This window comes from Duganella sp. Dugasp56 (assembly GCF_047304105.1).
GTDB classification, from domain to species: Bacteria; Pseudomonadota; Gammaproteobacteria; order Burkholderiales; family Burkholderiaceae_D; genus Rugamonas; species Rugamonas hordei.
The window spans coordinates 91,915-113,600 of the sequence record NZ_JBGLYQ010000025.1; the positions used below are offsets into that span (position 1 = coordinate 91,915).

Annotated in this window: 20 protein-coding genes; 13 read left to right on the forward strand and 7 right to left on the reverse strand. The window is 65.6% G+C overall.

Translation table 11 applies throughout. The features are described 5' to 3' along the window. Positions 1 to 51: 51 nt before the first annotated feature. From ACCD07_RS18595 to ACCD07_RS18635, 9 genes are all read left to right on the forward strand, one after another. Positions 52 to 849, forward strand: coding sequence for a gamma-glutamyl-gamma-aminobutyrate hydrolase family protein (locus ACCD07_RS18595; RefSeq protein WP_413448208.1), 798 nt, complete (start codon positions 52 to 54; stop codon positions 847 to 849). A gap of 122 nt (positions 850 to 971) precedes the next feature. Beyond that, complete coding sequence (locus ACCD07_RS18600; protein WP_176652252.1) at positions 972 to 2,342, forward strand: glutamine synthetase family protein; 1,371 nt, start codon at positions 972 to 974, stop codon at positions 2,340 to 2,342. Positions 2,343 to 2,352: 10 nt separating this feature from the next. Continuing rightward, positions 2,353 to 3,732, forward strand: coding sequence for an aspartate aminotransferase family protein (locus tag ACCD07_RS18605; RefSeq protein WP_353401251.1), 1,380 nt, complete (start codon positions 2,353 to 2,355; stop codon positions 3,730 to 3,732). Positions 3,733 to 3,840: 108 nt separating this feature from the next. Then, complete coding sequence (locus ACCD07_RS18610) at positions 3,841 to 4,974, forward strand: ABC transporter ATP-binding protein (RefSeq protein WP_353401249.1); 1,134 nt, start codon at positions 3,841 to 3,843, stop codon at positions 4,972 to 4,974. A 7-nt stretch (positions 4,975 to 4,981) separates the two neighbouring features. Next, a complete protein-coding gene (locus tag ACCD07_RS18615; protein WP_176652255.1) occupies positions 4,982 to 5,878 on the forward strand; it encodes an ABC transporter permease in 897 nt (298 codons plus the stop codon). Continuing rightward, positions 5,875 to 6,714, forward strand: coding sequence for an ABC transporter permease subunit (locus tag ACCD07_RS18620; RefSeq protein WP_176652256.1), 840 nt, complete (start codon positions 5,875 to 5,877; stop codon positions 6,712 to 6,714). Before ACCD07_RS18615 ends, ACCD07_RS18620 begins: the two co-directional genes overlap by 4 nt. 92 nt (positions 6,715 to 6,806) lie before the next feature. Continuing rightward, positions 6,807 to 8,297 (forward strand): aldehyde dehydrogenase, encoded by a 1,491-nt coding sequence (locus ACCD07_RS18625; protein WP_413448209.1) that lies wholly within the window; start codon positions 6,807 to 6,809, stop codon positions 8,295 to 8,297. Positions 8,298 to 8,404: 107 nt separating this feature from the next. Continuing rightward, positions 8,405 to 9,472, forward strand: a complete 1,068-nt coding sequence (locus ACCD07_RS18630; protein ID WP_413448210.1) for a helix-turn-helix domain-containing protein — start codon at positions 8,405 to 8,407, stop codon at positions 9,470 to 9,472. After that, a complete protein-coding gene (locus tag ACCD07_RS18635) occupies positions 9,453 to 9,944 on the forward strand; it encodes a PIN domain-containing protein (protein ID WP_413448211.1) in 492 nt (163 codons plus the stop codon). The genes ACCD07_RS18630 and ACCD07_RS18635 overlap by 20 nt, the downstream gene beginning before the upstream one ends. Here the strand turns inward: ACCD07_RS18635 and panB are convergent. The 6 genes from panB to ACCD07_RS18665 all read right to left on the reverse strand — a co-directional run bounded on the left by panB (position 9,941) and on the right by ACCD07_RS18665 (position 15,325). After that, the gene (gene panB / locus ACCD07_RS18640) at positions 9,941 to 10,792 is read right to left on the reverse strand and encodes a 3-methyl-2-oxobutanoate hydroxymethyltransferase (RefSeq protein WP_413448212.1); all 852 of its coding nucleotides are present in this window, start codon (positions 10,790 to 10,792) and stop codon (positions 9,941 to 9,943) included. The two genes, ACCD07_RS18635 and panB, sit on opposite strands and share 4 nt — an antisense overlap. Positions 10,793 to 10,887: 95 nt before the next feature. Continuing rightward, positions 10,888 to 11,403 carry a 2-amino-4-hydroxy-6-hydroxymethyldihydropteridine diphosphokinase gene (folK, locus tag ACCD07_RS18645; protein WP_176652260.1) on the reverse strand — a complete coding sequence of 172 codons (516 nt, stop codon included), beginning with the start codon at positions 11,401 to 11,403 and terminating at the stop codon, positions 10,888 to 10,890. Between the two features lie 27 nt (positions 11,404 to 11,430). Then, positions 11,431 to 12,825, reverse strand: coding sequence for a polynucleotide adenylyltransferase PcnB (gene pcnB / locus ACCD07_RS18650; protein WP_176652261.1), 1,395 nt, complete (start codon positions 12,823 to 12,825; stop codon positions 11,431 to 11,433). After that, positions 12,818 to 13,489, reverse strand: coding sequence for an HAD family hydrolase (locus tag ACCD07_RS18655; RefSeq protein WP_176652262.1), 672 nt, complete (start codon positions 13,487 to 13,489; stop codon positions 12,818 to 12,820). Before ACCD07_RS18655 ends, pcnB begins: the two co-directional genes overlap by 8 nt. Before the next feature lie 6 nt (positions 13,490 to 13,495). Further along, positions 13,496 to 14,182 carry a DnaA regulatory inactivator Hda gene (gene hda / locus ACCD07_RS18660; RefSeq protein ID WP_176652263.1) on the reverse strand — a complete coding sequence of 229 codons (687 nt, stop codon included), beginning with the start codon at positions 14,180 to 14,182 and terminating at the stop codon, positions 13,496 to 13,498. 48 nt (positions 14,183 to 14,230) lie between these two features. Beyond that, the gene (locus ACCD07_RS18665; RefSeq protein WP_176652264.1) at positions 14,231 to 15,325 is read right to left on the reverse strand and encodes an AI-2E family transporter; all 1,095 of its coding nucleotides are present in this window, start codon (positions 15,323 to 15,325) and stop codon (positions 14,231 to 14,233) included. A gap of 172 nt (positions 15,326 to 15,497) precedes the next feature. On the opposite strand from ACCD07_RS18665, the gene purM reads away from it, so the two are divergent. The 3 genes from purM to ACCD07_RS18680 all read left to right on the forward strand — a co-directional run bounded on the left by purM (position 15,498) and on the right by ACCD07_RS18680 (position 19,493). Further along, positions 15,498 to 16,541 (forward strand): phosphoribosylformylglycinamidine cyclo-ligase, encoded by a 1,044-nt coding sequence (gene purM, locus ACCD07_RS18670; RefSeq protein ID WP_176652265.1) that lies wholly within the window; start codon positions 15,498 to 15,500, stop codon positions 16,539 to 16,541. Between the two features lie 229 nt (positions 16,542 to 16,770). Further along, the gene (locus ACCD07_RS18675) at positions 16,771 to 18,924 is read left to right on the forward strand and encodes a serine/threonine-protein kinase (RefSeq protein WP_176652266.1); all 2,154 of its coding nucleotides are present in this window, start codon (positions 16,771 to 16,773) and stop codon (positions 18,922 to 18,924) included. Then, positions 18,921 to 19,493: a hypothetical protein gene (locus ACCD07_RS18680; protein ID WP_176652267.1), complete on the forward strand. Its 573-nt coding sequence runs from the start codon at positions 18,921 to 18,923 to the stop codon at positions 19,491 to 19,493. Before ACCD07_RS18675 ends, ACCD07_RS18680 begins: the two co-directional genes overlap by 4 nt. Here the strand turns inward: ACCD07_RS18680 and ACCD07_RS18685 are convergent. Next, a complete protein-coding gene (locus ACCD07_RS18685; protein ID WP_176652268.1) occupies positions 19,490 to 20,845 on the reverse strand; it encodes a sigma 54-interacting transcriptional regulator in 1,356 nt (451 codons plus the stop codon). The two genes, ACCD07_RS18680 and ACCD07_RS18685, sit on opposite strands and share 4 nt — an antisense overlap. 182 nt (positions 20,846 to 21,027) lie before the next feature. Here ACCD07_RS18685 and ACCD07_RS18690 point away from each other — a divergent pair, with 182 nt between their 5' ends. Beyond that, positions 21,028 to 21,582 carry a hypothetical protein gene (locus ACCD07_RS18690; RefSeq protein WP_176652269.1) on the forward strand — a complete coding sequence of 185 codons (555 nt, stop codon included), beginning with the start codon at positions 21,028 to 21,030 and terminating at the stop codon, positions 21,580 to 21,582. Positions 21,583 to 21,686: the final 104 nt, after the last annotated feature.

Genomic DNA, 21,686 nt, shown 5'->3' on the forward strand with positions numbered 1-21,686 from the left:
AAATTGATCACATCGATCGCAGGAATTGCTTTCACTGAGATAGAGACCCACATGCGCCGCCCAATCGTCATAGTCCCAGCTTGTACCAGGCAGATAGGCGACCACGCTAATCACGCAGTCCAGGACAAGTACCTCAACGCCGTCGTCGCCGGCGCGCGTTGCATGCCTCTGGTATTGCCCGCGCTGGCCGGGCAGGCCGACCTCGAGGCGCTGCTGGCCGTGGCCGACGGCGTCATGCTGACCGGCTCCGCATCCAACATTCATTCCGCGCACTACGGCCAGGCGCAGCTCGATCCCTCGCTGCCGCTGGATGACGCGCGCGACGCCACCACCTTGCCGCTGATACGCGCGGTGCTCAAGCGCGGCATACCGCTGCTGGCCATCTGCCGGGGATTCCAGGAACTGAACGTGGCGCTGGGCGGCACGCTGCATCAGGCGGTGCAGAACCTGCCGGGCATGATGGACCACCGCGAGAACAAGGGCGATCCGCTGGAAAAACAGTACGGTCCCGCGCACCGCGTGGCCGTCACGCCGGGCGGCAAGCTGGCGCATCTGCTGGACCCAGGCCAGGGCCTGGGGCCAGGCCCCACCCACATCATGGTCAATTCGCTGCACGGCCAGGGCATCCACAAGCTGGCCGATGGCCTGGCGGTGGAAGCCGTCGCCGACGACGGCTTGATCGAAGCCGTTTCCGTGACCGCCGCGCGCGCATTCGCGCTGGGGGTGCAGTGGCATCCGGAATGGAATGTCGCCGCCAATCCGGATGCCATGAAGCTGTTCCGCGCGTTCGGCGACGCATGTCGTGCCTATCAGGCCAGCCAGCATCCACAACACAGGGAGCCGGCATGAAATTCACCCGTACCTACGAGCGCTGGGCGCGCCGCGTTCCTTAGCTGGGCTCTCCGAAAACCCGTCCCCACGCGCGCGGCCCGCAGTCGGCCGCGCTTGATCAAGACTTTTGAGAGTAATTCATGGCTATCCGCGAAAACTTCACTTACACCGATATGGACTTGTGGCTCAACGACAAACGAGTCACCGAAATCGAATGCCTGGTGCCCGACCTGACCGGCGTCGCCCGCGGGAAAATTCTCCCCCGGACAAAATTCACACAGGAGCGCGGCATGCGCATCCCCGAGGCGGTGCTGGGCATGACCGTGACCGGCAACTACCCGACCGACGACGCGGCCTACTACCGCGCCATTTCCTCGATCGACCGCGACATGATCCTGAAGGCTGATCCGACCACCATCACCATGGTGCCGTGGGCCACCGACCCGACCGCGCAGGTGATCCACGATTGCTATTTCTCCGATGGCGCGATGGTCGACTTCGCGCCGCGCACCGTGCTGCGGCGCGTGCTCAAGCTGTATGCGGACAAGGGCTGGAGCCCGGTGGTGGCGCCGGAGCTGGAGTTCTACCTGACCGACAAGAACATCGACCCCGACCTGCCGCTGAAGGCGCCGATCGGCCGCAGCGGCCGCGCCGAGACCAGCCGCCAGGTCTACAGCATCGACGCGGTCAACGAGTTCGATCCGCTGTTCGAGGACATCTACGACTACTGCGAGTTGATGAACCTCGACGTCGACACGCTGATCCACGAGATCGGCGCCGGCCAGATGGAGATCAACTTCCTGCACGGCGATCCGCTCGGCCTGGCCGACAAGGTGTTCTTCTTCAAGCGCACCTTGCGCGAGGCGGCGCTCAAGCATTCGATGTACGCCACCTTCATGGCCAAGCCGATGGCGGGCGAGCCGGGATCGGCGATGCATGTGCACCAGAGCGTGGTGGACGCCAAGACCGGCCTGAATATCTTCAGCAACGCCGACGGTTCGCCGGCGCCGATCTTCAAGCACTACATCGGCGGCCTGCAGCGCTACATGCCGTCGGCGATGGCGATCGTCGCGCCGTACGTCAATTCCTACCGCCGGCTGGTGCGCCACACGGCCGCGCCGATCAACATCCAGTGGGGCGTGGACAACCGCACCGTGGGCTTCCGCATCCCCGAATCGGGCGTGCAGGACCGCCGGGTCGAGAACCGCATCATCGGCGCGGACGCCAATCCCTACCTGGCGCTGGCGGTCACGCTGGCCTGCGGCTACCTGGGCATGACGGAAGCGCTGGAACCGACGCCGATGACCGTCGGCAGCGCCTACGACCTGCCGGTGCAGCTGCCGCAAGGCTTGCCGGAGTCGCTGGCCCTGCTGCGCGCCGAGGACAAGCTGCGCACCGTGCTGGGTGAACGTTTCATCGACGTCTACGCCGCGATCAAGGACCTGGAGCACCAGGAGTTCATGACCGTCATCAGCCCGTGGGAGCGCGAGCACCTGCTGCTGCACGTTTAAGGAGGCCGCCATGGACACCGCCAAAGTACGCGAACTCGATGCGGCGCACTACATGCACCCCTTCACCGACACCAAGGCGCTGGGCGAGAAGGGCGCGCGCGTGATGGTGCGCGGCGAAGGCATCTACCTGTGGGATTCGGAGGGCAACAAGATCCTGGACGGCATGTCCGGCCTGTGGTGCGTCAACGTCGGCTATGGCCGCAGCAGCATCGCGGACGCGGTGCACAAGCAGATGACGACGCTGCCGTTCTATAACAGCTTCTTCAACACCACCAACGTGCCGGCGGTGCAACTGGCCGCCAAGCTGGTGGAGATCGCGCCGGCAGGCTTCAACCACGTGTTCTATACCAACTCCGGTTCGGAAGCCAACGACACCAACGTGCGCATGGTGCGCCGTTATTGGGATCTGAAGGGGCAGCCGCAGCGCCACGTCATCATCAGCCGCCACAACGCCTACCATGGCAGCACCATGGCCGGCGCTTCGCTGGGCGGCATGAGCGGCATGCACGAGCAGGGCGGCCTGCCGATACCGGGCATTGTCCATATCGGCCAGCCCAACTATCTGGACGACGGCGCCGGCATGAGCGAGCATGACTTCGGCCTGAAGGCGGCGTCCTGGCTGGAGGAGCAAATCCATGAAGTAGGCGCCGACAAGGTCGCCGCCTTCATCGGCGAACCGATACAGGGCGCCGGCGGCGTGGTGATACCGCCGGCCAGCTACTGGCCGGAGATCCAGCGCATCTGCGACAAGTACGGCGTGCTGCTGATCGCCGATGAAGTGATCTGCGGCTTCGGGCGGCTGGGCCGCTGGTTCGCCTCCGAGCTGTTCGGCATGAAGCCGGACCTGATCACCTTCGCCAAGGGCGTCACCTCCGGCTACGTGCCGCTGGGCGGCGTGCTGGTGGGCGACCGCGTGGCCGATGTCTTGATCGGCGAGGGCGGCGAGTTCAATCACGGCTTCACCTACTCCGGCCATCCGGTCGCCTGCGCGGCGGCGCTGGAGAATATCCGCATCATCGAAGAGGAAGGGCTGGTGCGGCGCGTGGCCGAGCAGACCGGCCCCTACCTGAAGCGCCGGTTCGCGACCTTGGGCGACCACCCGCTGGTCGGTGTGGCAGAAAGCTGCGGCTTCGTCGCCGGCCTCAATCTGGTCAGGCGCAAGGGCGTGACCATCCACGACAGCGAGCGCTTCGACGAGAACCTGGCGGTCGGCATGGTCTGCCGCGCCCACATGTTCGACAACGGCATGATCATGCGCGCCGTCGGCGACCGCATGATCATCGCGCCGCCGCTGATCATGACCGAGGCGCAAATCGACGAGATGGTGGCGCTGATCCGCTCCTGCCTGGACAAAACCTTGGCCGATTTGCAGCAAAGAGGCTGGATTTAGTAGTCAGCCGAAAAGCGCTGCATTTATAATCACGGTTTTGAAAAAGCGGGTGCAGCCCGCTTTATTTTTTCGCTGTACATTTTTATTAAGCTTGATATTTTCGCCACCATGACGATACCCGCCGCATCGGCCCCCGGCCAGCCCTTCCTGTCGATACGTAATCTGGTCAAGGAGTTTGACGGCCTGCGCGCCGTAAACGATGTGTCGGTCGCGATCGAGAAAGGCGAAATCTTCGCGCTGCTGGGCAGCTCCGGCTGCGGCAAGTCGACGCTGTTGCGCATGCTGGCCGGCTTCGAGACGCCGACCTCGGGCCATATCGAATTGGACGGCAAGGACATCATCGCGGTGCCGCCGTATGAGCGGCCGATCAACATGATGTTCCAGTCGTACGCGCTGTTCCCGCACCTGACGGTGTGGGACAACATCGCCTTCGGCCTGCGCCGCGACGGCTTGCCGAAAGACGAAATCGCCAGCCGCGTCGAGCAGATGCTGGCGCTGGTGCAGCTGACCGCCTACGGCAAGCGCAAGCCGCACCAGCTGTCCGGCGGCCAGCAGCAGCGCGTGGCGCTGGCGCGCAGCCTGGCCAAGCGTCCGCAATTGCTGCTGCTGGACGAGCCGCTGGGCGCGCTGGACAAGAAGCTGCGCGAACAGACGCAGATCGAACTGGTGAACATCATCGAGCAGGTTGGCGTGACCTGCGTGATGGTGACGCACGACCAGGACGAGGCGATGAGCATGGCGACCCGTATCGCCGTCATGAGCCAGGGCCGCATCCTGCAGGTGGGCGCGCCCGGCGAAATCTACGAAACGCCGAACTGCCGCTTCGTCGCCGACTTTATCGGCAGCGTCAACCTGTTCCCGGGCCGCGTCACCATCGACGAGCCGGACCACGTGGTGGTCGAGGGCGCCGAGGGCAAATGCTATGTCCCGCACGGCATCACCGGCGTCGAGGGCATGGAAGTGCAGGTGGCGATCCGGCCGGAGAAGATGGTGCTGCAGGTCGAGGCGCCGACCGTCGAACAGCGCGCCAGCGCCGCCGAGCATGGCCACAACTGCGTGCAGGGCAAGATCTCCTCCGTCGCCTACTTCGGCAACGAGACGCACTATGTGGTGCGCCTGGCCAGCGGCATGGAGCTGAAAGTCTCGCGCACCAACGCCGCCCGCCACGACGCGGGCCTGAGCCGCGAGCAGCAGGTCTACGTCTGGTGGGACGGCGCCGACGTCGTCGTGCTGACCAACTGAGGCGGCCATGGGCAAGTTCTTTAAAAACTCCGGCCGCCGCTTCGTGATCGGCGTGCCGTTTGTCTGGCTGGTGGTCACCTTCCTGCTGCCGTTCCTGCTGGTGGCGCGCATCAGCCTGAGCGACATCGACGCCGACCATCCGCTCGGCACGCTGCTCAGCTACACCAACGGCACCATCAACCTGCAGGCCAAGGTCGCCAACTACCTGTTCATCGTCACCGACGACCTGTATGCGCTGACCTATCTCAGCTCGCTGAAGTATGCGGCCATCACGGCCGTGCTTTGCCTGCTGATCGGCTACCCGTTCGCCTACTTCATGGCGCGCGCCAGGGCCACGGTGCGGCCGGTGCTGCTGATGATGGTGATGCTGCCGTTCTGGACCTCCTTCCTGCTGCGCATCTACGCGTGGAAGGGCATCCTGGCCAACCAGGGCATCGTCAACCACCTGCTGCTGTCGCTGGGCTGGATCAGCGAGCCGCTGCACATGATGAACACGCCGTTCTCGCTGGTGATCGGCATGGTCTACGCCTATCTGCCGTTCATGATATTGCCGCTGTACGCCAACCTGGTGAAGATGGACATGCGCTTCCTGGAGGCGGCGTCCGACCTGGGCGCGACGCCGCTGCAGGCGTTCTGGCGCATCACCGTGCCGCTGTCGAAGTCCGGCATCATCGCCGGGACCATGCTGGTGTTCATTCCCGCCGTCGGCGAATACGTGATTCCGGAACTGCTGGGCGGCCCGGAAACGCTGATGATCGGCCACGTGTTGTGGGACGAGTTCTTCACCAATAACGACTGGCCGATGGCGTCGTCCGTCACCGTGGTGGTGATCCTGCTGATCCTGGTGCCGATGGCGATCCTGAACAAATACCAGGCGGAGCAACGCGAAGGAGGGCGGGCATGACGTCTTTCGTACAACGCTGGTTCGGGCGCGGCTGGCTGTCGCTCGGTTATCTGTTCCTCTACCTGCCCATCGTGGTGCTGGTGGTGTTCTCGTTTAACAGCTCGCGCCAGGACATGGTGTGGAGCGGCTTCTCGACGCGCTGGTACAGCGAGTTGATGAACGACGGCGAGATCATTTCCGGCTTCGGGCTGTCGCTGAAGATCGCCGTGCTGACGGCCTGCTCGTCGGTGATACTGGGCACCTTCACGGCCTTTGTGCTGAACCGCTACCGCCGCTTCGCCGGCCGCACGCTGTTCGCCGGCATGGCCAGCGCGCCGCTGGTGATGCCGGAGGTGATCATCGGCCTGTCGCTGCTGCTGATGATGGTGTCGGTGCAGAAGATGTTCGGCTTCCCCGAGCGCGGCATGGGCACCATCTGGCTGGGCCATACCCTGCTGGGGATGGCCTACGCCGCGGTGGTGGTGCAATCGCGTCTGCAGGAGATGAGCAAGTCGCTGGAAGAGGCGGCGATGGACCTCGGATGCAGGCCGCACCAGGTGTTCTTCCTGGTGACGCTGCCCAACATCACGCAGGCGCTGGCCTCGGCCTGGCTGCTGACGTTCACGCTGTCGCTGGACGACGTGGTGCTGTCGGCCTTCCTGTCCGGCCCCGGTTCGTCGACGATGCCTATCGTGATCTTCTCGCGCGCGCGCCTGGGCTTGGATCCGCGCGTGAACGCGGTGGCGGCGCTGACCATCCTGGTGGTGTCGATCGGCGTGATCGCATCGAGCCTGTACCTGGCGCGCGCCGAGCGCCTGCGCCAGCGTCAGGTGTCCGCCGCCTTCAAGGCCGGCTGACGTCGTTCCCGCCTGCGCGGGAATGACGTGCGTCGGAGCACGTCATTCCGGATTAGAATCAGGGTGTTGCGGTTCATTCATCTGGAGTCGACATGGCGGACAATCCTCTTTGGCATCAACGCGCGCTGGTTCAGCAGATCGACGGCCGCGCCTTCATCAACGGCGAGCGGGTCTGGGCCCGCAGCGGCCAGCAGTTCGATAACCATTCACCGATAGACGGCCGCCTGCTCGGCCCTGTCGCGCGCTGCGACGGCAACGACGTCGACCGCGCGGTTGCCGCCGCCCGCACCGCCTTCGACGACAGCCGCTGGGCCGGCATGGCGCCGGCCAAACGCAAGCGCACCATGCTGCGCTTCGCCGACCTGATACAGAAGAACGCCGTCGAGCTGGCGCTGCTCGAAACGCTGGACATGGGCAAGCCGATCAAGTACAGCCAGAGCGTCGACGTGCCCGCCGCCGCCAACTGCATCCGCTGGTATGGCGAGGCGATCGACAAGGTCTACGACGAAATCGCCCCCACCGCCGCCGACAGCCTGGCGCTGATCACGCGTGAGCCGGTCGGGGTGGTGGCCGCCATCGTGCCGTGGAATTACCCGATGATCATGGCCGCGTGGAAGATCGCACCGGCGCTCGCCGCCGGCAATAGCGTGGTGCTCAAGCCGTCCGAGAAGTCGCCGCTGACGGCGCTGCGGCTGGGCGAACTGGCGCTGGAGGCGGGCATCCCGGCCGGCGTGTTCAACGTGGTGCCGGGCTACGGCCAGGAAGCCGGCAGCGCGCTGGCGCTGCACATGGACGTGGACTGCATCGGCTTCACCGGCTCCACGCGCGTGGGCAAGCAGATCATGCAGATGGCGGGCCAGTCCAACCTGAAGCGGGCCTGGACTGAGCTGGGCGGCAAGTCGGCCAACATCGTGTGCGCCGATTGCCCTGACCTGGATGCGGCCGTGTCGGCGGCGGTGGGATCGATCTATTTCAACCAGGGCGAGAGCTGCAACGCGCCATCGCGGCTGTTCGTGGAAGAGTCGATCAAGGAGCGCTTCATCGAAAAAGCGCTGGCGATGATACCGCGCTTCGCGCCCGGCGATCCGCTGGACGAAGCCACCATCATGGGCGCCATCGTCGACGAGACGCAGTTGAAGACGGTGATGGGCTATATCGAAGCGGGCAATGCGGACGGCGCGAAACTGCTGGCCGGCGGCGAGCAGGTGCGCAAGGACAGCGGCGGCTACTACGTCGCGCCGACCCTGTTCGACGGCGTCAACAGCGACATGCGCATCGCGCGCGAAGAGATCTTCGGCCCGGTGCTGTCGGTGCTGAGCTTTACCGACGTGCGCGACGCCGTCAGGCAGGCCAACGCCACGCCGTACGGCCTGCAGGCAGCGGTATGGAGCGCCAACCTGAGCAAAGCCATCCAGACCGCCCGCACGCTGCGCGCCGGTACCGTGCACGTCAACCAGTACGACGGCGACGACATCACGGTGCCGTTCGGCGGCTACAAACAATCCGGCAACGGCCGCGACAAATCCCTGCACGCGTTCGACAAATACACGGAGCTGAAGACCACCTGGATCAGGGTCGGCTAAAACGCAACGCTCCCGCACCGTACCTGATGCGGATTAAACGATGGTTTACAAATTGATGTATTATATTATTAAATGTAAACCGCAATCGTACGGTGCTGGAGAAAATCATGATAGGACAACGGCTCTTCCGGGCGCGCAAGGCGGCCGGCCTTTCGCTACGCGATCTGGCGGCCAAGGTCGACCTGTCCCATGCCGCCATCAAAAAGTATGAGGATGAGGCGGCAACGCCGAATTCCGCGACGTTGATCAAGCTGGCGCAGGCACTGCAGGTGCGGACCGAGTATTTTTTCCGGCCCGAGACGGTCGCGCTGGAAGGCATTGAATACCGCAAGCGTGGGACGCTGCCGAAGAAGCGGCTGGAGGCTATAGAGCATGAGGTAATCGACCAGATCGAACGGCGCATCGAACTGGAGAATCTGTTCCCTGCGCCGCCGCTCAAGGCGTTTGCGCCAGTAGCCGGATTGCCGAAAAAAATATCCGACCTGTCACAGATTGAAGATGTGGCGGAGCAGGTACGCAATGCCTGGGCCTTGGGTTATGCGCCGATTCCCGAATTGATCGACGCGCTGGAAACGCACGGCATACGCGTCTTCATGATTGACGCGCATGCCGATCCCAAGTTTGACGGGCTGGCTGCGTCTGTGAACGGCATGCCGGTGATAGTCGTGGGCAGCAATTGGCCGGGCGACCGCCAGCGCTTTACCATGGCGCACGAATTGGGCCATTTGATGCTGACTGGGCGGCTTGCGGAAGATATGGATGAGGAGCTGGCTTGCAACCGCTTTGCCGGCGCATTCCTGGTGCCGCGCCAGTCGGCCTTGCAGGAATTGGGGGCGCGCCGCAGCTACATCGAACTCAAGGAGCTGGCATTGCTGAAGGAGGAGTTTGGCCTCAGCATGGGAGGCTTGCTGTACCGTGCCCGCGACTTGGGCATAGTCACGCCGGCGTGGCGTGATGAAACGGTGCGTCAGTTCCGCCTCAAGGGGTGGAACCTGACTGAGCCTGGCGATGCCTACCCGGTCGAGCAGCCGCACGTGTTCGAGCAACTGATTTTTCACGCGCTTGCCGAGGACTACATCGGCGAATCCAAAGCCGCGGAGTTGATGCGCATGCCGCTCACCGCCTTCCGTAAGATGCGGACGCTGGAAGGCGGCAATGCTGCTTCTCATCAGTGATGCCAACATACTGATCGATATGGACACCGGCGGCCTGCTGGCACCGATGTTCAACATGAAATACCGCTTTGCAGTCCCCGATGTGCTCTATCACGATGAGCTGATGGAACAGCATGCCGGCTTGCTGGACATGGGGCTGGAGGCTATGACGATGGATGGCGATCTGGTAGCGAGGGTCGGGCAATTGGCGCAACGATATCGGCGGCCGGGGCGCAACGATCTGTTTGCGTTGGCGTTGGCTGCGCATCAGGAATGCCCATTGCTGACCGGCGATAAGGATTTGCGGGCTGCTGCGGAAGCGGAAGCAGTAGAGGTGCGTGGAACGCTGTGGTTGGTCACGGAGATGGTCCGCAGCGCGAAAATCTCCACGCAGGTAGCGCGGGCCGCATATCAACGCATGCGTGATAGCGGCCGCAGGCTACCTTGGGATCAGGCCGGGCAAATGTTGGCCGATCTCGATGGAGGCGCTTAGAAGCAGTGCTCCAGCGCCGGGAAGCCGCCGTCCTTGACTGCGGTGACGTAGGCGGTGACGGCGGCGTCGATGCTGGTCTGGCCTTCCATGAAGTTTTTCACGAAGCGCGCCTTGCGGCCCGGGAAGACGCCCAGCAGGTCGTGCATCACCAGCACCTGGCCGGAGCAGTCCGGGCCGGCGCCGATGCCGATGGTCGGTATCGCCAGCAGGTCGGTCACTTCCTTGCCCAGCTTCGACGGTATCGCTTCGAGCACCAGCAGCGAGGCGCCCGCCGCCTGCAGCTTCAGCGCGTCGGCTTTCAGCAGCTCGGCGCTTTCGGTGGTCTTGCCCTGCACCTTGTAGCCGCCCAGCTGGTGCACCGATTGCGGTGTCAGGCCGAGGTGGGCGCAGACCGGGACCGCGCGTTCGGTCAGGAAGCGCACGGTGTCGGCCAGCCAGGCGCCGCCTTCGAGCTTGACCATGTGCGCGCCGGCCTGGATCAGCTTGACGGCGTTGTCGAACGCCGCTTGCGGCGTGGCGTAGCTGCCGAACGGCATATCGGCCAGCACCATCGCCGACTTGCTGCCGCGCGCCACCGCCGCCGTGTGGTAGGCCACCTCCGCCACGGTGACCGGCAGCGTCGACTGGTGGCCGTTGCAGACCATGCCCAGCGAATCGCCGATCAGCAGGATCTCCACGCCGCAGCGGTCCATCAGCGAGGCGAAGCTGGCGTCGTAGCAGGTCAGCATGGTGATCTTTTCGCCGGCGGCGCGCAGCGTGTTCAGCGTCGGAATGGTCACCGCCTTGGTGGCGACCGTTTTGGCCGGCGCGGGCGCGGTGGCGACGGCAGGCTTTTGGCCCGCGGCCATTTCGTTTCCTTGCAAATAACCAGACATGGAAAATCCTTTAAAGATGAGGTCAGACCGCGATAGTGTAGTCCTGAATGCTATCGCGTGCAGGGGAGTCAAATAATGGGGCCGATGCCCTGGCCGGCCACTGCGGCGGCGTATTGCTGTGCCGCGCCCTTGCCGGGGATGTGGATGGCCGGCGCGATCTCCAGCAGCGGCACCAGCACGAAGGCGCGTTCGGTCATGCGCGGGTGCGGCACGGTCAGCGTGGGGCTGGCGATCTGCCGGTCGCCGTACAGCAGCAGGTCCAGGTCCAAGGTGCGCGGGGCGTTGCGGTAGGGCCGCTCTCGGCCATGCGCCTGCTCGATGCCGTGCAGCGCCTGCAGCAGCGCTTCGGCGTCCAGCGTGGTGGCGATGCGGGCGACGGCGTTGATGTAGTCGTCGCCGCTGGAATCGATGGGGGCGGTGCGATACAGGCTTGATGCGGCCATCAGCGTGCAGCCGGGCAGGCGCTGCAGGCGCTCCAGCGCATCGGCCACGTTGCCGCGCGCGTCGCCGAGATTGGCGCCGATGCCGATGTAGGCGATGGTGAAGGCGAAGCCGTCTTCGCCTGTTTTGCCGATGATGCTCATGATGCGCTGTGAGTGCGTCCGCGCAGCTTAATCCGCGCCGTCGCCGCCGCCGGTGGCGGGGGCGCCGCCTTCGGCACCGCCGGCGCCGCCCTTGCTGCGGCCTCCGCGGCGCGGAGCGCGCTTGCGTTTGGCGCCGCCACCGCCGGCTGGCTGGTTGGCCGAGGCGATCAGGTCTTCACGGGTGGCTTCGTCGCCTTCATAGAACGCGGTCCACCATTCACCCAGTTCGGCGTCGATCTCGCCCGAGGCGCAGCGCAGCAGCAGGAAGTCGTAGCCGGCGCGGAAGCGCAGGTGTTCCAGCAGCTTGTGCGGCGACTTGCCGGTGCGGCGCTCGAAGCGCGGCTGCATCGACCAGATGTCGCGCATGTCGGAGCCGATCTTGCGCTGCAAGGCCAGCTTCTCGGTTTGCGAATCGAGCACGTCGTCGGCGGCCAGGTGCAGCGCGGGGATGGTCTGCTCGCCGGCCGCGCGGTAGGCGGTCCATTTCTCCAGCACCTGGTGCCACAGCAGCGACGCGAACAGGAAGCCCGGCGACACGGTCTTGCCGGCGTGGATGCGGGCGTCGGTCGAATCCAGCGCCAGCGTGACGAACTTGGCGCCCAGCGGCTGCTCCAGCACCACGTCCAGCAGCGGCAGCAGGCCGTGATGCAGGCCTTCCTTGCGCAGCTGCTGCAAACAGGCCAGCGCCTGACCGCTCATCAGCAGTTTCAGCATTTCGTCGAACACGCGCGCGGCCGGCACGTTGTCGATCAGCGACGCCATCACCGGGATCGGCGCGCCGGTGTTCGGCTCGATGGAGAATTTGAGCTTGGCGGCGAAGCGCACCACGCGCAGCATGCGTACCGGGTCTTCGCGGTAGCGCGCTTCCGGCTGGCCGATGATGCGCAGCGTCTTGGCGCGGATGTCCTCGATGCCTCCGTGGTAGTCCAGCACCTGCTGGTTGGCCGGGTTGTAGTACATGGCGTTGATGGTGAAGTCGCGGCGCACCGCGTCTTCCGCCTGCGAGCCGAAGGTGTTGTCGCGCAGGACGCGGCCATGTTCATCCTTGGGCGCGTTGTCCAGCGTGGTGCCGCGGAAGGTGGTCACCTCCAGCAGGTCCTGGCCGAACATCACGTGCACGATCTGGAAGCGCTTGCCGATGATGAACGCGCGCCTGAATAATTTGCGCACCTGCTCCGGCGTGGCGTTGGTGGCGATGTCGAAGTCTTTCGGCTTCACGCCCAGCAGCAGGTCGCGCACGGCGCCACCGACGACGAAGGCTTCGTAGCCGGCTTCCTGCAGGGTGCTGGTGACGCGCACCGCGTTTGACGACAGCAGACGGGGATCGATGCCGTGGGCGTCCGGTCCGAGTATCACCGGCGTGCTGGTGTCGCGCGCCTTGCTCTTGGTGCCCAGGATTTTGCGGATCAGTTTCTTAATCATTGAATAGGTCAATTAATGGCCAGCCTTGGGCTGTGGCATGCGTTTTCAGTGCGGCGTTGGGGTTGGTCGCCACCGGGTGGCTGACGATGGACATCAGCGGCAGGTCGTTGTGCGAATCGCTGTAGAAGTGGACGGTGCCGAAATCTTCCAGCTTCTTGTCCATCTTCGCCAGCCAGGCCTTGGTGTGCGTGACCTTGCCGGCGCCCTGGGTCGGGGTGCCGAGCAGCTTGCCGGTCAGGTTGCCTTCGGCGTCGGTTTCCGGCATCGCCGCGATCAGGTGCTCGACGCCGAAGGCCTTGGCGATCGGCGCGGTGACGAAGTGGTTGGTGGCGGTGACGATGGCCACCAGGTCGCCGGCGTCGATGTGCTTTTGCAGCAGCGCGCGGGCGGCCGGGCGGATCGCCGGCAGCACGACTTCCTCCATGTACTGCGCCTGCATCGCCTCGAGCCTGGCGCGCGGAAAGCCGGCCAAGGTGCCGAGGGAGAACTCGAGGTATTCGACCGGGTCCAGCGTGCCGGCCTGGTACTGGGCGAAGAATTCATCGTTGCGGCGGGCGAATTCGGCGGCGTCCACGGCGCCGATGCGCACCAGGAACTGGCCCCACTCGTAGTCGGAGTCGATCGGCAGCAGCGTGTGGTCGAGGTCAAATAGTGCCAGGTTCATGCTTCATCATTCTTTGGCTTCCGCCTGCAACCACTCGCGCAGCAGCGGCAGGGTGATCGGGCGTTGGGTTTCAAGGGAATATTGGTCCAGCGAGTCCAACATCGTCGACAGCGACCGCATGTCGCGCTGGAAGTGGGACAGCAAGTAGGGTATCACGCCCGGCGACAGCGTCAAGCCGCGGGCGGTGGCGGCGGCGGAGAGGGCGGCCACTTTTTCGTCGTCGGTCAGGCCGTGGATCTGGTAGATCAGGCCCCAGCCCATGCGCGTGCGCAGGTCCTCGCGCACCGGCAGCACGGCCGGGGCGACGGCGCCGCTGCAGACCATGAAGGCGTTGTTGGCGCGGATTTCGTTGAACAGCGCGAAGGCGTCGATCTGCGCCACCGGCGACAGTTTTTCGCAGTCGTCGAGCAGATACAGGTCGACCTCGGGCGAATACAGGAACTCGGACTCGATCGAAAACGGCGAGATGTAGCGCGCGCGCAGCTGTTCCGCCTCGCCGCCGGCGCTGGCCAGGGCTTTCAGCAGGTGGGTCTTGCCGACGCCGCCGGCGCCCCACAGGTAGGCGAAGTGCTCGCGCGACGTGCGACCGGCGAACTGCTCCATCAGCGCTGCCGCTTCGGCATTCTGTCCGACCTCGAAGGATGCGAGGCTGTGCGCCTGGTCCGCGCCTAAATCGAGCACCAGCTGCTTCATGGCGTTCGCCTTGGTCTTGTATTTTGCATAACGATTCTGTATTCCACGTCACGCATTATAGAAGCTGCTGCTCAGGTAGTGGCGGCGCAAGTGCTTAAATGCCACCATCAGCACCGCCGACGCGGGCAATGCGAGCAGCACGCCGACAAAGCCGAACAGCTGGCCGAACGCCAGCAGGGCGAAGATCACGGCCAGCGGATTGAGGCCGATGCGCTCGCCGACCAGGCGCGGGGTCAGGAAGAATCCTTCCAGGACCTGGCCGGCGCCGTAGATGATGGCCACGGCGATGACGCCGCTCCAGTCGGAGAACTGCAGCACGGCCGAGATCAGCGCCAGCACCAGGCCCAGGCCGAAGCCCAGGTAGGGAATGAACACCAGCAGGCCGGTGATGATGCCGACCGGCAGCGCGACGTCGAAACCGGCGATCGCCAGCGCCACCGAGTAGTAGACCGCCAGCACGAACATCACCAGCAGCTGGCCGCGCAGGTACTGGGCCAGCAGGGTGTCGACTTCGCGCGCCATCGCCTCGGTGGCGACTATCCAGCGGCGCGGCACGGCGCCGCCGATACGGGCCAGCATCGGGTGCCAGTCCAGCAGCAGGTAGAACAGCACGACGGGGATCAGCACCAGCGTGGCGATCCAGCCCAGCACCGCGGTGCCGCCGACGCGGGCCGAATTGAGCACGGCGCTCCAGATCTCGTCGCCGCTGGTGGCCATCTGCTGCGACACCAGCTTCTTGATGCCGGCGCTGTCGAGGCGCACCTTGACGCCCATGTCCAGCAGCTTGGGCCCCAGCAGGTCGTTGGTCTTGGCCAAAAAGGCCGGGATCTGCGCCTGCAGCATCGGGATTTCCTTCTGCAGCACCGGCACCACGATCAGCACCAGGGTGGCGATGGCGGCAAAAAACAGCACCACGACCACGACCACGGCCAGCGCGCGCGGCACCGGCATCTTCACGCGGCCCAGCGGCAGGTGCAGATGGTCGAGGAAGTCGACCCCCGGATTGAGCGCATAGGCGATGATGGCGGCGGCCAGGAAGGGCGTCAGCACCGGACCCAAAGTGATCAGGAGGAGGAAGAATGCCGCCCAAACCGCTACCCAGAATACCGTTTGCTTTTGCTCTAGCGAGAGGGGAAATGGCATGGAAAGTGATTTAGATGGTTAAAAACGGCTGTTGGACGGGGCATTTTGATAAAATAGCGGATTGACCGGGTTGTCGTACCGATTTTGCGCCGATTTCTACGCATTTTCGTGGTTTTTTGCTACGAAACAGGTCTCCGCCTTCTATTTTACCGCCTCCGCTGCGAAATACACCATGAGCCAAACTTCTAATGTTTCCCTGTCCTACCGTGACGCCGGCGTCGATATCGACGCGGGCGACGCTTTAGTCGAAGCGATCAAGCCCTTTGCCAAGCGCACCATGCGCGAAGGCGTGATGGGCGGCCTGGGCGGTTTCGGCGCCATGTTTGAGATCAGCAAGAAGTACAAGGAGCCGGTCCTGGTCTCCGGCACCGACGGCGTGGGTACCAAGCTGAAACTGGCGTTCGAGCTGAACCGCCACGACACGGTCGGCATCGACCTGGTCGCCATGAGCGTCAATGACATCCTGGTGCAGGGCGCCGAGCCGCTGTTCTTCCTCGACTACTTCGCCTGCGGCAAGCTGGACGTGGCCACCGCGACCGACGTGATCAAGGGCATCGCCCAGGGCTGCGAACAGGCCGGCTGCGCGCTGATCGGCGGCGAAACGGCGGAAATGCCTTCCATGTATCCTGCCGGTGAATACGACCTGGCCGGTTTCGCGGTCGGCGCGGTGGAAAAATCGAAGATCATCGACGGCACCAAGATCGTGCCGGGCGACGTGATCCTGGGCCTGGCTTCGTCGGGCGTGCACTCGAACGGTTACTCGCTGGTGCGCAAGATCATCGAAGTGGCCAAGCCGGACCTGGAAGGCGACTTCCACGGCCGCAAGCTGTCCGACGTGCTGATGCAGCCGACCCGCATCTATGTCAAGCCGCTGCTGGCGCTGATGGCCTCGATGGAGGTCAAGGGCATGGTGCACATCACCGGCGGCGGCCTGGTCGAGAATATCCCCCGCGTGCTGCAGCCTGGCCTGGTGGCCGAGCTGGATGGCAAATCGTGGACCATGCCGCCGCTGTTCACCTGGCTGCAGCAGCACGGCGGCGTGGCCGACGCTGAAATGCACCGCGTGTTCAACTGCGGCATCGGCATGACCGTGATCGTGTCGCAGGAAAACGCGGCAGCGGCCATCGCCCAGCTGGAAGCGGCCGGCGAGACCGTCTACACCATCGGCAAGATCCGCGCCCGCGTCGGCGACGAGCACCAGACCATCGTCGTCTGAGCGCATTCTGCATGCTGAAAAAGCGGACCACGCCCCGGCGTGGTCCGCTTTTTTTCATGGCGCGGCATGGGTCAACCACGGCGGCGGCCCGATGACTTGCAATTCGGAAGTGGAATTGCTTTTCGAAAAATATTGCTTTTCGTATACTCACTGGTATCCTAGCGCTGACTGCTGGCAATGATCGTTTGGTGAATTGCGTTTCGCCAGCTCCATCCCAAGGCGACGCGACATGGAAACTACCATCCCCCCAGCGACCGAGACACTAGCTGCCCCAGCGCAGTACCAGGTCCGCAGAGCGCTGGGCGAGGGCGGCTACGGCCGGGTATTCGAAGCGTGGGACAGCCGGCTGCAGCGCAGCGTGGCGCTCAAACAATTGAAGGCGGCCCCGGGATGGCAGCACAGCGAGCTGCTGCTCGGCGAGGCACGCGCCGCCGCGTCGTTGCACCACCCCGCCTTCGTCAAGATTTACGCGCTCGACGAGCGACCCGATGCCGCCGCCATCGTCATGGAGCTGGTCCACGGCCGTACGCTGAGCCAGCTGCTGTGGGACGGCCCGTTGGCGCCGGCGGAGGCGCTGCGCGTCGTGCTGGAGGTGGCCGAGGCCATGCAGGAGGCGCACTGCGCCAATCTGGTGCATGGCGACCTGAAGCCGTCGAACCTGATGCGGGAAGCCTCGGGCCGGGTGCGCGTGCTGGACTTCGGCCTGGCCCGGTACATCGATCCGCTGGCGACCGGCAGCGGCCTGCCGGCGGCGCTGAACGGCACCATTGCCTACCTGGCGCCCGAGCGGCTGCAGGGCGTCGGCGCCGCCCCGTCCAGCGATATCTACGCCCTGGGCGTGGTGTTGTATGAACTGCTGACCGGGGCCCGGCCGCTGGCCGATCTGCACGGCCTGGCACTGGCGGCCGCGCAACTGCAGACCAGCTCGGCACAATGGCCGTTCCCGCCGCAGGTGCCGGCGGCGGCCGCCGCGCTGGTGCGTGCCATGACCGCCCACATCGTACGGGCGCGCCCGCCGTCGATGCAGGCGGTCGCCGCCGCGCTGCGCGGGTTGTTGGTGGATGCCGAGCCGGTCGCCCTGCCCGCACCGCTGCCGGTCCGCCGGCGTCCGCGTTACGCCGCGCTGGCTGCGGCGCTGTTGGCGTCCGCCTTGCTGGGGATCGTGCTGTGGCGGTGGGGCGATGCGCCGCCGCTGTTGCCGGCACCGTTTTCCGCCGCCACGGCGATGCAGGCCGGACTGGCCGCGTTGCGCGCGCCCGATCGCAACGGCAGCATCGACGCCGCGGTCGCGCAGTTCGACGCCATGCTGCGCCGGGAACCGCGGCATGCGGCGGCTGCCGCCGGCCTGTCGCTGGCGTACAGCATGCGCTATGCCGGCGACGGCCGCGACGAGGTCTGGCTGCAGCGCGCCGAGGCCGGCGCCCAGCAAGCGCTCAAGCTGGACGACCAGCTGGCGCTGGCGCACGCGGCGCAGGCCTGGGCGCTCGAATACCGGGGCCGGCACGACGCCGCGCTGGCTGCCGGCGCCCGCGCGCTGGCGCTCGATCCGCGCAATCTGTTTGCCTTGTGGGGACGCGCCGACCTGCTGATCAGCGCGCGCCGCTTCGGCGAGGCGCGCCAGGCGATCGCGGCGGGCCGGGCGTTCTATCCGGCCGAGCGGATCTTCTACGATCTGGACGGGCGTCTCGATTACCAGCGCGGCGACTATGCGGCCGCGGAACGGGCGTTTCGGCACAGCATTGCACTGGAACCGGACGCGGTCTTCGCCTATGCCAATTTGCAGGCCGCGCTGCTGCGGCTGGACCGCGCCGAAGAGGGCTTGCAGGTGTTGCAGCAGGGCTTGCAGGTACGGCCGAGCAGCCGCCTGTACACCAACCTGGGGACCGCGCTGTTCGCCCGCGGCGACTACCTCGGCGCCAGGCTCAACTTCGAGCGCGCGATCTCGGCCGGCCAGGGCAGTCCGAACAAATACCTGTACTGGGCCAACCTGGCCGACGCCCTGCGCTGGCTGCCGGGTCAGCAGGACGCTGCCGAGAACGCCTACCGCCAGGCGGTGCGTCTGCTGCAACCGCTACTGGAACGCCTGCCGCAGGTGGTGGTGTATCAGTCCCGCATGGGCCTGTACCTGGCCAAGCTCAAACAGCACGAAGCGGCCCGGCTGTGGACCGGCCGCGCGCTGGCCGCCGCCGCCGACAGCGCCGAGGTGCATTTCCGCGCCGCCGTGGCCTACGAGCTGGGCGGCGACCGCGGCGCGGCGTTGGCGCACGTGCGGCGCGCCGGCGCACTCGGCTATCCGATACCCCTGATCGAGACGGAGCCCGACTTATTGGCGCTGCGACGAGATTTTCGCTACCACCAACCTGACCCGGAAAGACCTCAATGAAACCATCGAAGAACGTCATGCTCACCGTCGGCTTCGACGCCGACCAGATCAGCGACCAGCTGGTGTACCGCTACACCTCCACCGACGGCGCCCAGCCGGTGCATCCGACCGGCTTGTTTGAGGCGGAAATCTATTTCGGCGTCGGCGAAGTGTTCCACCTGACGGTGATCGGCAGCGGCCGCACCGACAGCTTCACCTCGTTCCAGATCGTCGACTGCTGCCTGATCACCATACCCAAGGTGGCGTATGCGCGCACCGAGACCGGCCGGCCTCCGGTCACCCGCTACGCGGCGCCGTCGCCGTTCCTGCAGGCCCCCGGCGCCACGCAGCACCTGGCCATGGACTACAGCTCGGAGGTGGAGGACCAGGACCAGCTGCGCCTGATCACGCAGCACTGGAAGCACACGCTCAATGTCGGCGATGCCTACGGCCGCTGGAAGATGTCGCTGGTGCTGACGGTACGGATTTTCCGTGGCGCCGAGCTGATGCCCGACATCCGCGTGTTTTCCTTCGATCCGGAAGGCGAGGTCGGATCCGGACGCGGCAACGACCTGCCCGGCCACGACTAGACGGCGCCGGGCCGGCGGATTTCCGGATGGCGCTGCAACAGCTTGTACAGTGAGGGCCGCGAGATGCCCAAGTCGCGGGCGGCGGCCTGGATCTGCCAGCCGTTGCGCGCCATGGCGGCGGCGATCTGCGGCGCCGTCAGCTCCGCCAGATTGGCGCGCGCCGGCCGCGCCGGCGACGCCAGCCCGGCTTCGCGCGGCGCGTCCGGCGGCGGCAACAAGGCCGCCAGCACCGGCGTGTCGCCGGCGGCGACGGCCATCGCCGCGCGCCGGGCGACATGGGCCAGCTGGCGTATATTGCCCGGCCAGTCTTCCAGGCACAACTGGCCGACCAGGGCCGGCGGCAAGTCGACCGCCTGCCCCGATTGCGCCGACCACTGCGCCAGCGCCTCCGCCAGCAGCACGCCAATATCCTCGCGCCGAGCCCGCAGCGGCGGCAGGTCGATGACAAACGCCTCCAGGCGCCGCCGCAGCGCCTGGTTGAATCCCTGGCCGCCGAGGTCGCGGTCGGTGGCGGCGATCAGCCGCGCCTGCGACAGCAGGGTCTGGCGCGCGCCCAGCGGCCGGTACTCGCCGTTTTCCAGCACCCGCAGCAGCATCGGCTGCACCGGCGCCGGCGTGTCGCCGATTTCGTCGAGGAACAAGGTGCCGTCGCCAGCTTCGGCGAACAGGCCGCCGCGCGCCTGTTGCGCGCCGGTGTAGGCGCCCTTGGCGGCGCCGAACAGGTCGGCCGCCGCCAGCGATTCGCTGAGCGCGGCCATGTTGACGGCCACGAACGGTCGCGTCTTGCGGTCGCTGCCGGCGTGGATGGCGCGCGCGGCCAGGTCTTTGCCGGTACCGGTCTCGCCGAGCAGCAGTACCGGCAACTCGGTACGCGCCACCTGGCGGATCTGCGCGCGCAGCGCGACGGCGGCGTCGCTGACGCCCAGGATGCCGGGCAGAGGGTTGCGCTGGGGCAGGCCGCGCATCCAGTGCAGGCACAGCAGTACCATGCCGCCCAGGCTGAGCACCACGCCGCGCGTGATCTGCTCCTGGTCCAGCTGCAGCACGGGCCGGGTCTGCAGCACGCCGTTGACGCCGACCGCCATGCGGCTGTCCGGCAGGGCCAGCGTGACGCTGCGGTCGGCATGGCGTTGCAGCCGCAGCGGCGCGCGCGCGATGCAGCGATGGCCCAGGCCAGCGCCTTCCTGGCCCGGATGGCGGAACAGCGGCAGGTAGCGGTGCAGCTCGAACGGCGCGCTGCCGTCCGGCGCCAGGCATTGCTGGCCGATCCGCTCGCGCTCCGGATGCCACAGGATGGTCAGCCCCAGCCATGGGCCATCTTGGGCCCGCAGCGTCGAGACGGGCGTAGTCAATGTGTGATCGTTGTCGGACACGGGCTCGTTTGCGGGATGTGGGAAGACGATTATAGGCGAATGGCGGTTACGTCATTGTTACGGTAAAGATACTTAGCTGAAAAACATGCTGAGAATATATTGGCATCAGTCGGATGCACCTATCAGCGCCGACCCCACATCCACCCTTACAGGAGATTTTCATGGCTACTTCTTCCATCACGCTCAACAACCTGACCGGCTTCCCCGCACAATTCCTGGTGAAAAAGGCCGGCCAGGTGGTTGCCAGCCTGCCCGCGCTGGAGCACAAGCAAATCGTGGTCATCCCGACCACCGACACCTACCAGGTCATCGCCAGCACCGTCATCAACGGCAATACCTACTACTCGGCGCCGGCCACGGTGACCGGCGCCACCGGCTTCCTGGCGCAGGTGATCCAGGACTCGACCCAGGGCACCTACGTGTTCGACGTGCAGGAAATCGGCAGCACCTCGTCCAGCGAGCTGCAATTCCAGTCGACCTGGCGCGAGGACGTCGACTTTGAAATCAGCAAGGACGGCAAGCCGCTGCAAAACGTCGTCTGCCAGAACCCGTTCATCATGGAAACCATCGAACTGGGCGACACCTACAGTTTCCAGGCCATCGTCAACGGCGTGACCACCGACGTGCAACTGACCGACAACCCGAACGCGACCTGCACGGCGGTCAACGACACCACCCGCCGCAGCGCCGGCTACTACACGCTGCTGCTGAGCTGAGCGCCTGCGGACCGGCGCGGCCGGGGCGGGGGGTTATTAACCACAGCCCCGGCCCAGGCGGAGAAGGGGGTAGATGTGGGGGGTGGGGGGGGAATGATAAAAAA

Bases quoted from the DNA above. Each gene is read 5' to 3' on its own strand.
- ACCD07_RS18595 (WP_413448208.1), top strand. From the start codon at position 52: ATGCGCCGCCCAATCGTCATAGTCCCAGCTTGTACCAGGCAGATAGGC.
- ACCD07_RS18600 (WP_176652252.1), top strand. From the start codon at position 972: ATGGCTATCCGCGAAAACTTCACTTACACCGATATGGACTTGTGGCTC.
- ACCD07_RS18605 (WP_353401251.1), top strand. From the start codon at position 2,353: ATGGACACCGCCAAAGTACGCGAACTCGATGCGGCGCACTACATGCAC.
- ACCD07_RS18610 (WP_353401249.1), top strand. From the start codon at position 3,841: ATGACGATACCCGCCGCATCGGCCCCCGGCCAGCCCTTCCTGTCGATA.
- ACCD07_RS18615 (WP_176652255.1), top strand. From the start codon at position 4,982: ATGGGCAAGTTCTTTAAAAACTCCGGCCGCCGCTTCGTGATCGGCGTG.
- ACCD07_RS18620 (WP_176652256.1), top strand. From the start codon at position 5,875: ATGACGTCTTTCGTACAACGCTGGTTCGGGCGCGGCTGGCTGTCGCTC.
- ACCD07_RS18625 (WP_413448209.1), top strand. From the start codon at position 6,807: ATGGCGGACAATCCTCTTTGGCATCAACGCGCGCTGGTTCAGCAGATC.
- ACCD07_RS18630 (WP_413448210.1), top strand. From the start codon at position 8,405: ATGATAGGACAACGGCTCTTCCGGGCGCGCAAGGCGGCCGGCCTTTCG.
- ACCD07_RS18635 (WP_413448211.1), top strand. From the start codon at position 9,453: ATGCTGCTTCTCATCAGTGATGCCAACATACTGATCGATATGGACACC.
- panB (WP_413448212.1), bottom strand. From the start codon at position 10,792: ATGGCCGCGGGCCAAAAGCCTGCCGTCGCCACCGCGCCCGCGCCGGCC.
- folK (WP_176652260.1), bottom strand. From the start codon at position 11,403: ATGAGCATCATCGGCAAAACAGGCGAAGACGGCTTCGCCTTCACCATC.
- pcnB (WP_176652261.1), bottom strand. From the start codon at position 12,825: ATGATTAAGAAACTGATCCGCAAAATCCTGGGCACCAAGAGCAAGGCG.
- ACCD07_RS18655 (WP_176652262.1), bottom strand. From the start codon at position 13,489: ATGAACCTGGCACTATTTGACCTCGACCACACGCTGCTGCCGATCGAC.
- hda (WP_176652263.1), bottom strand. From the start codon at position 14,182: ATGAAGCAGCTGGTGCTCGATTTAGGCGCGGACCAGGCGCACAGCCTC.
- ACCD07_RS18665 (WP_176652264.1), bottom strand. From the start codon at position 15,325: ATGCCATTTCCCCTCTCGCTAGAGCAAAAGCAAACGGTATTCTGGGTA.
- purM (WP_176652265.1), top strand. From the start codon at position 15,498: ATGAGCCAAACTTCTAATGTTTCCCTGTCCTACCGTGACGCCGGCGTC.
- ACCD07_RS18675 (WP_176652266.1), top strand. From the start codon at position 16,771: ATGGAAACTACCATCCCCCCAGCGACCGAGACACTAGCTGCCCCAGCG.
- ACCD07_RS18680 (WP_176652267.1), top strand. From the start codon at position 18,921: ATGAAACCATCGAAGAACGTCATGCTCACCGTCGGCTTCGACGCCGAC.
- ACCD07_RS18690 (WP_176652269.1), top strand. From the start codon at position 21,028: ATGGCTACTTCTTCCATCACGCTCAACAACCTGACCGGCTTCCCCGCA.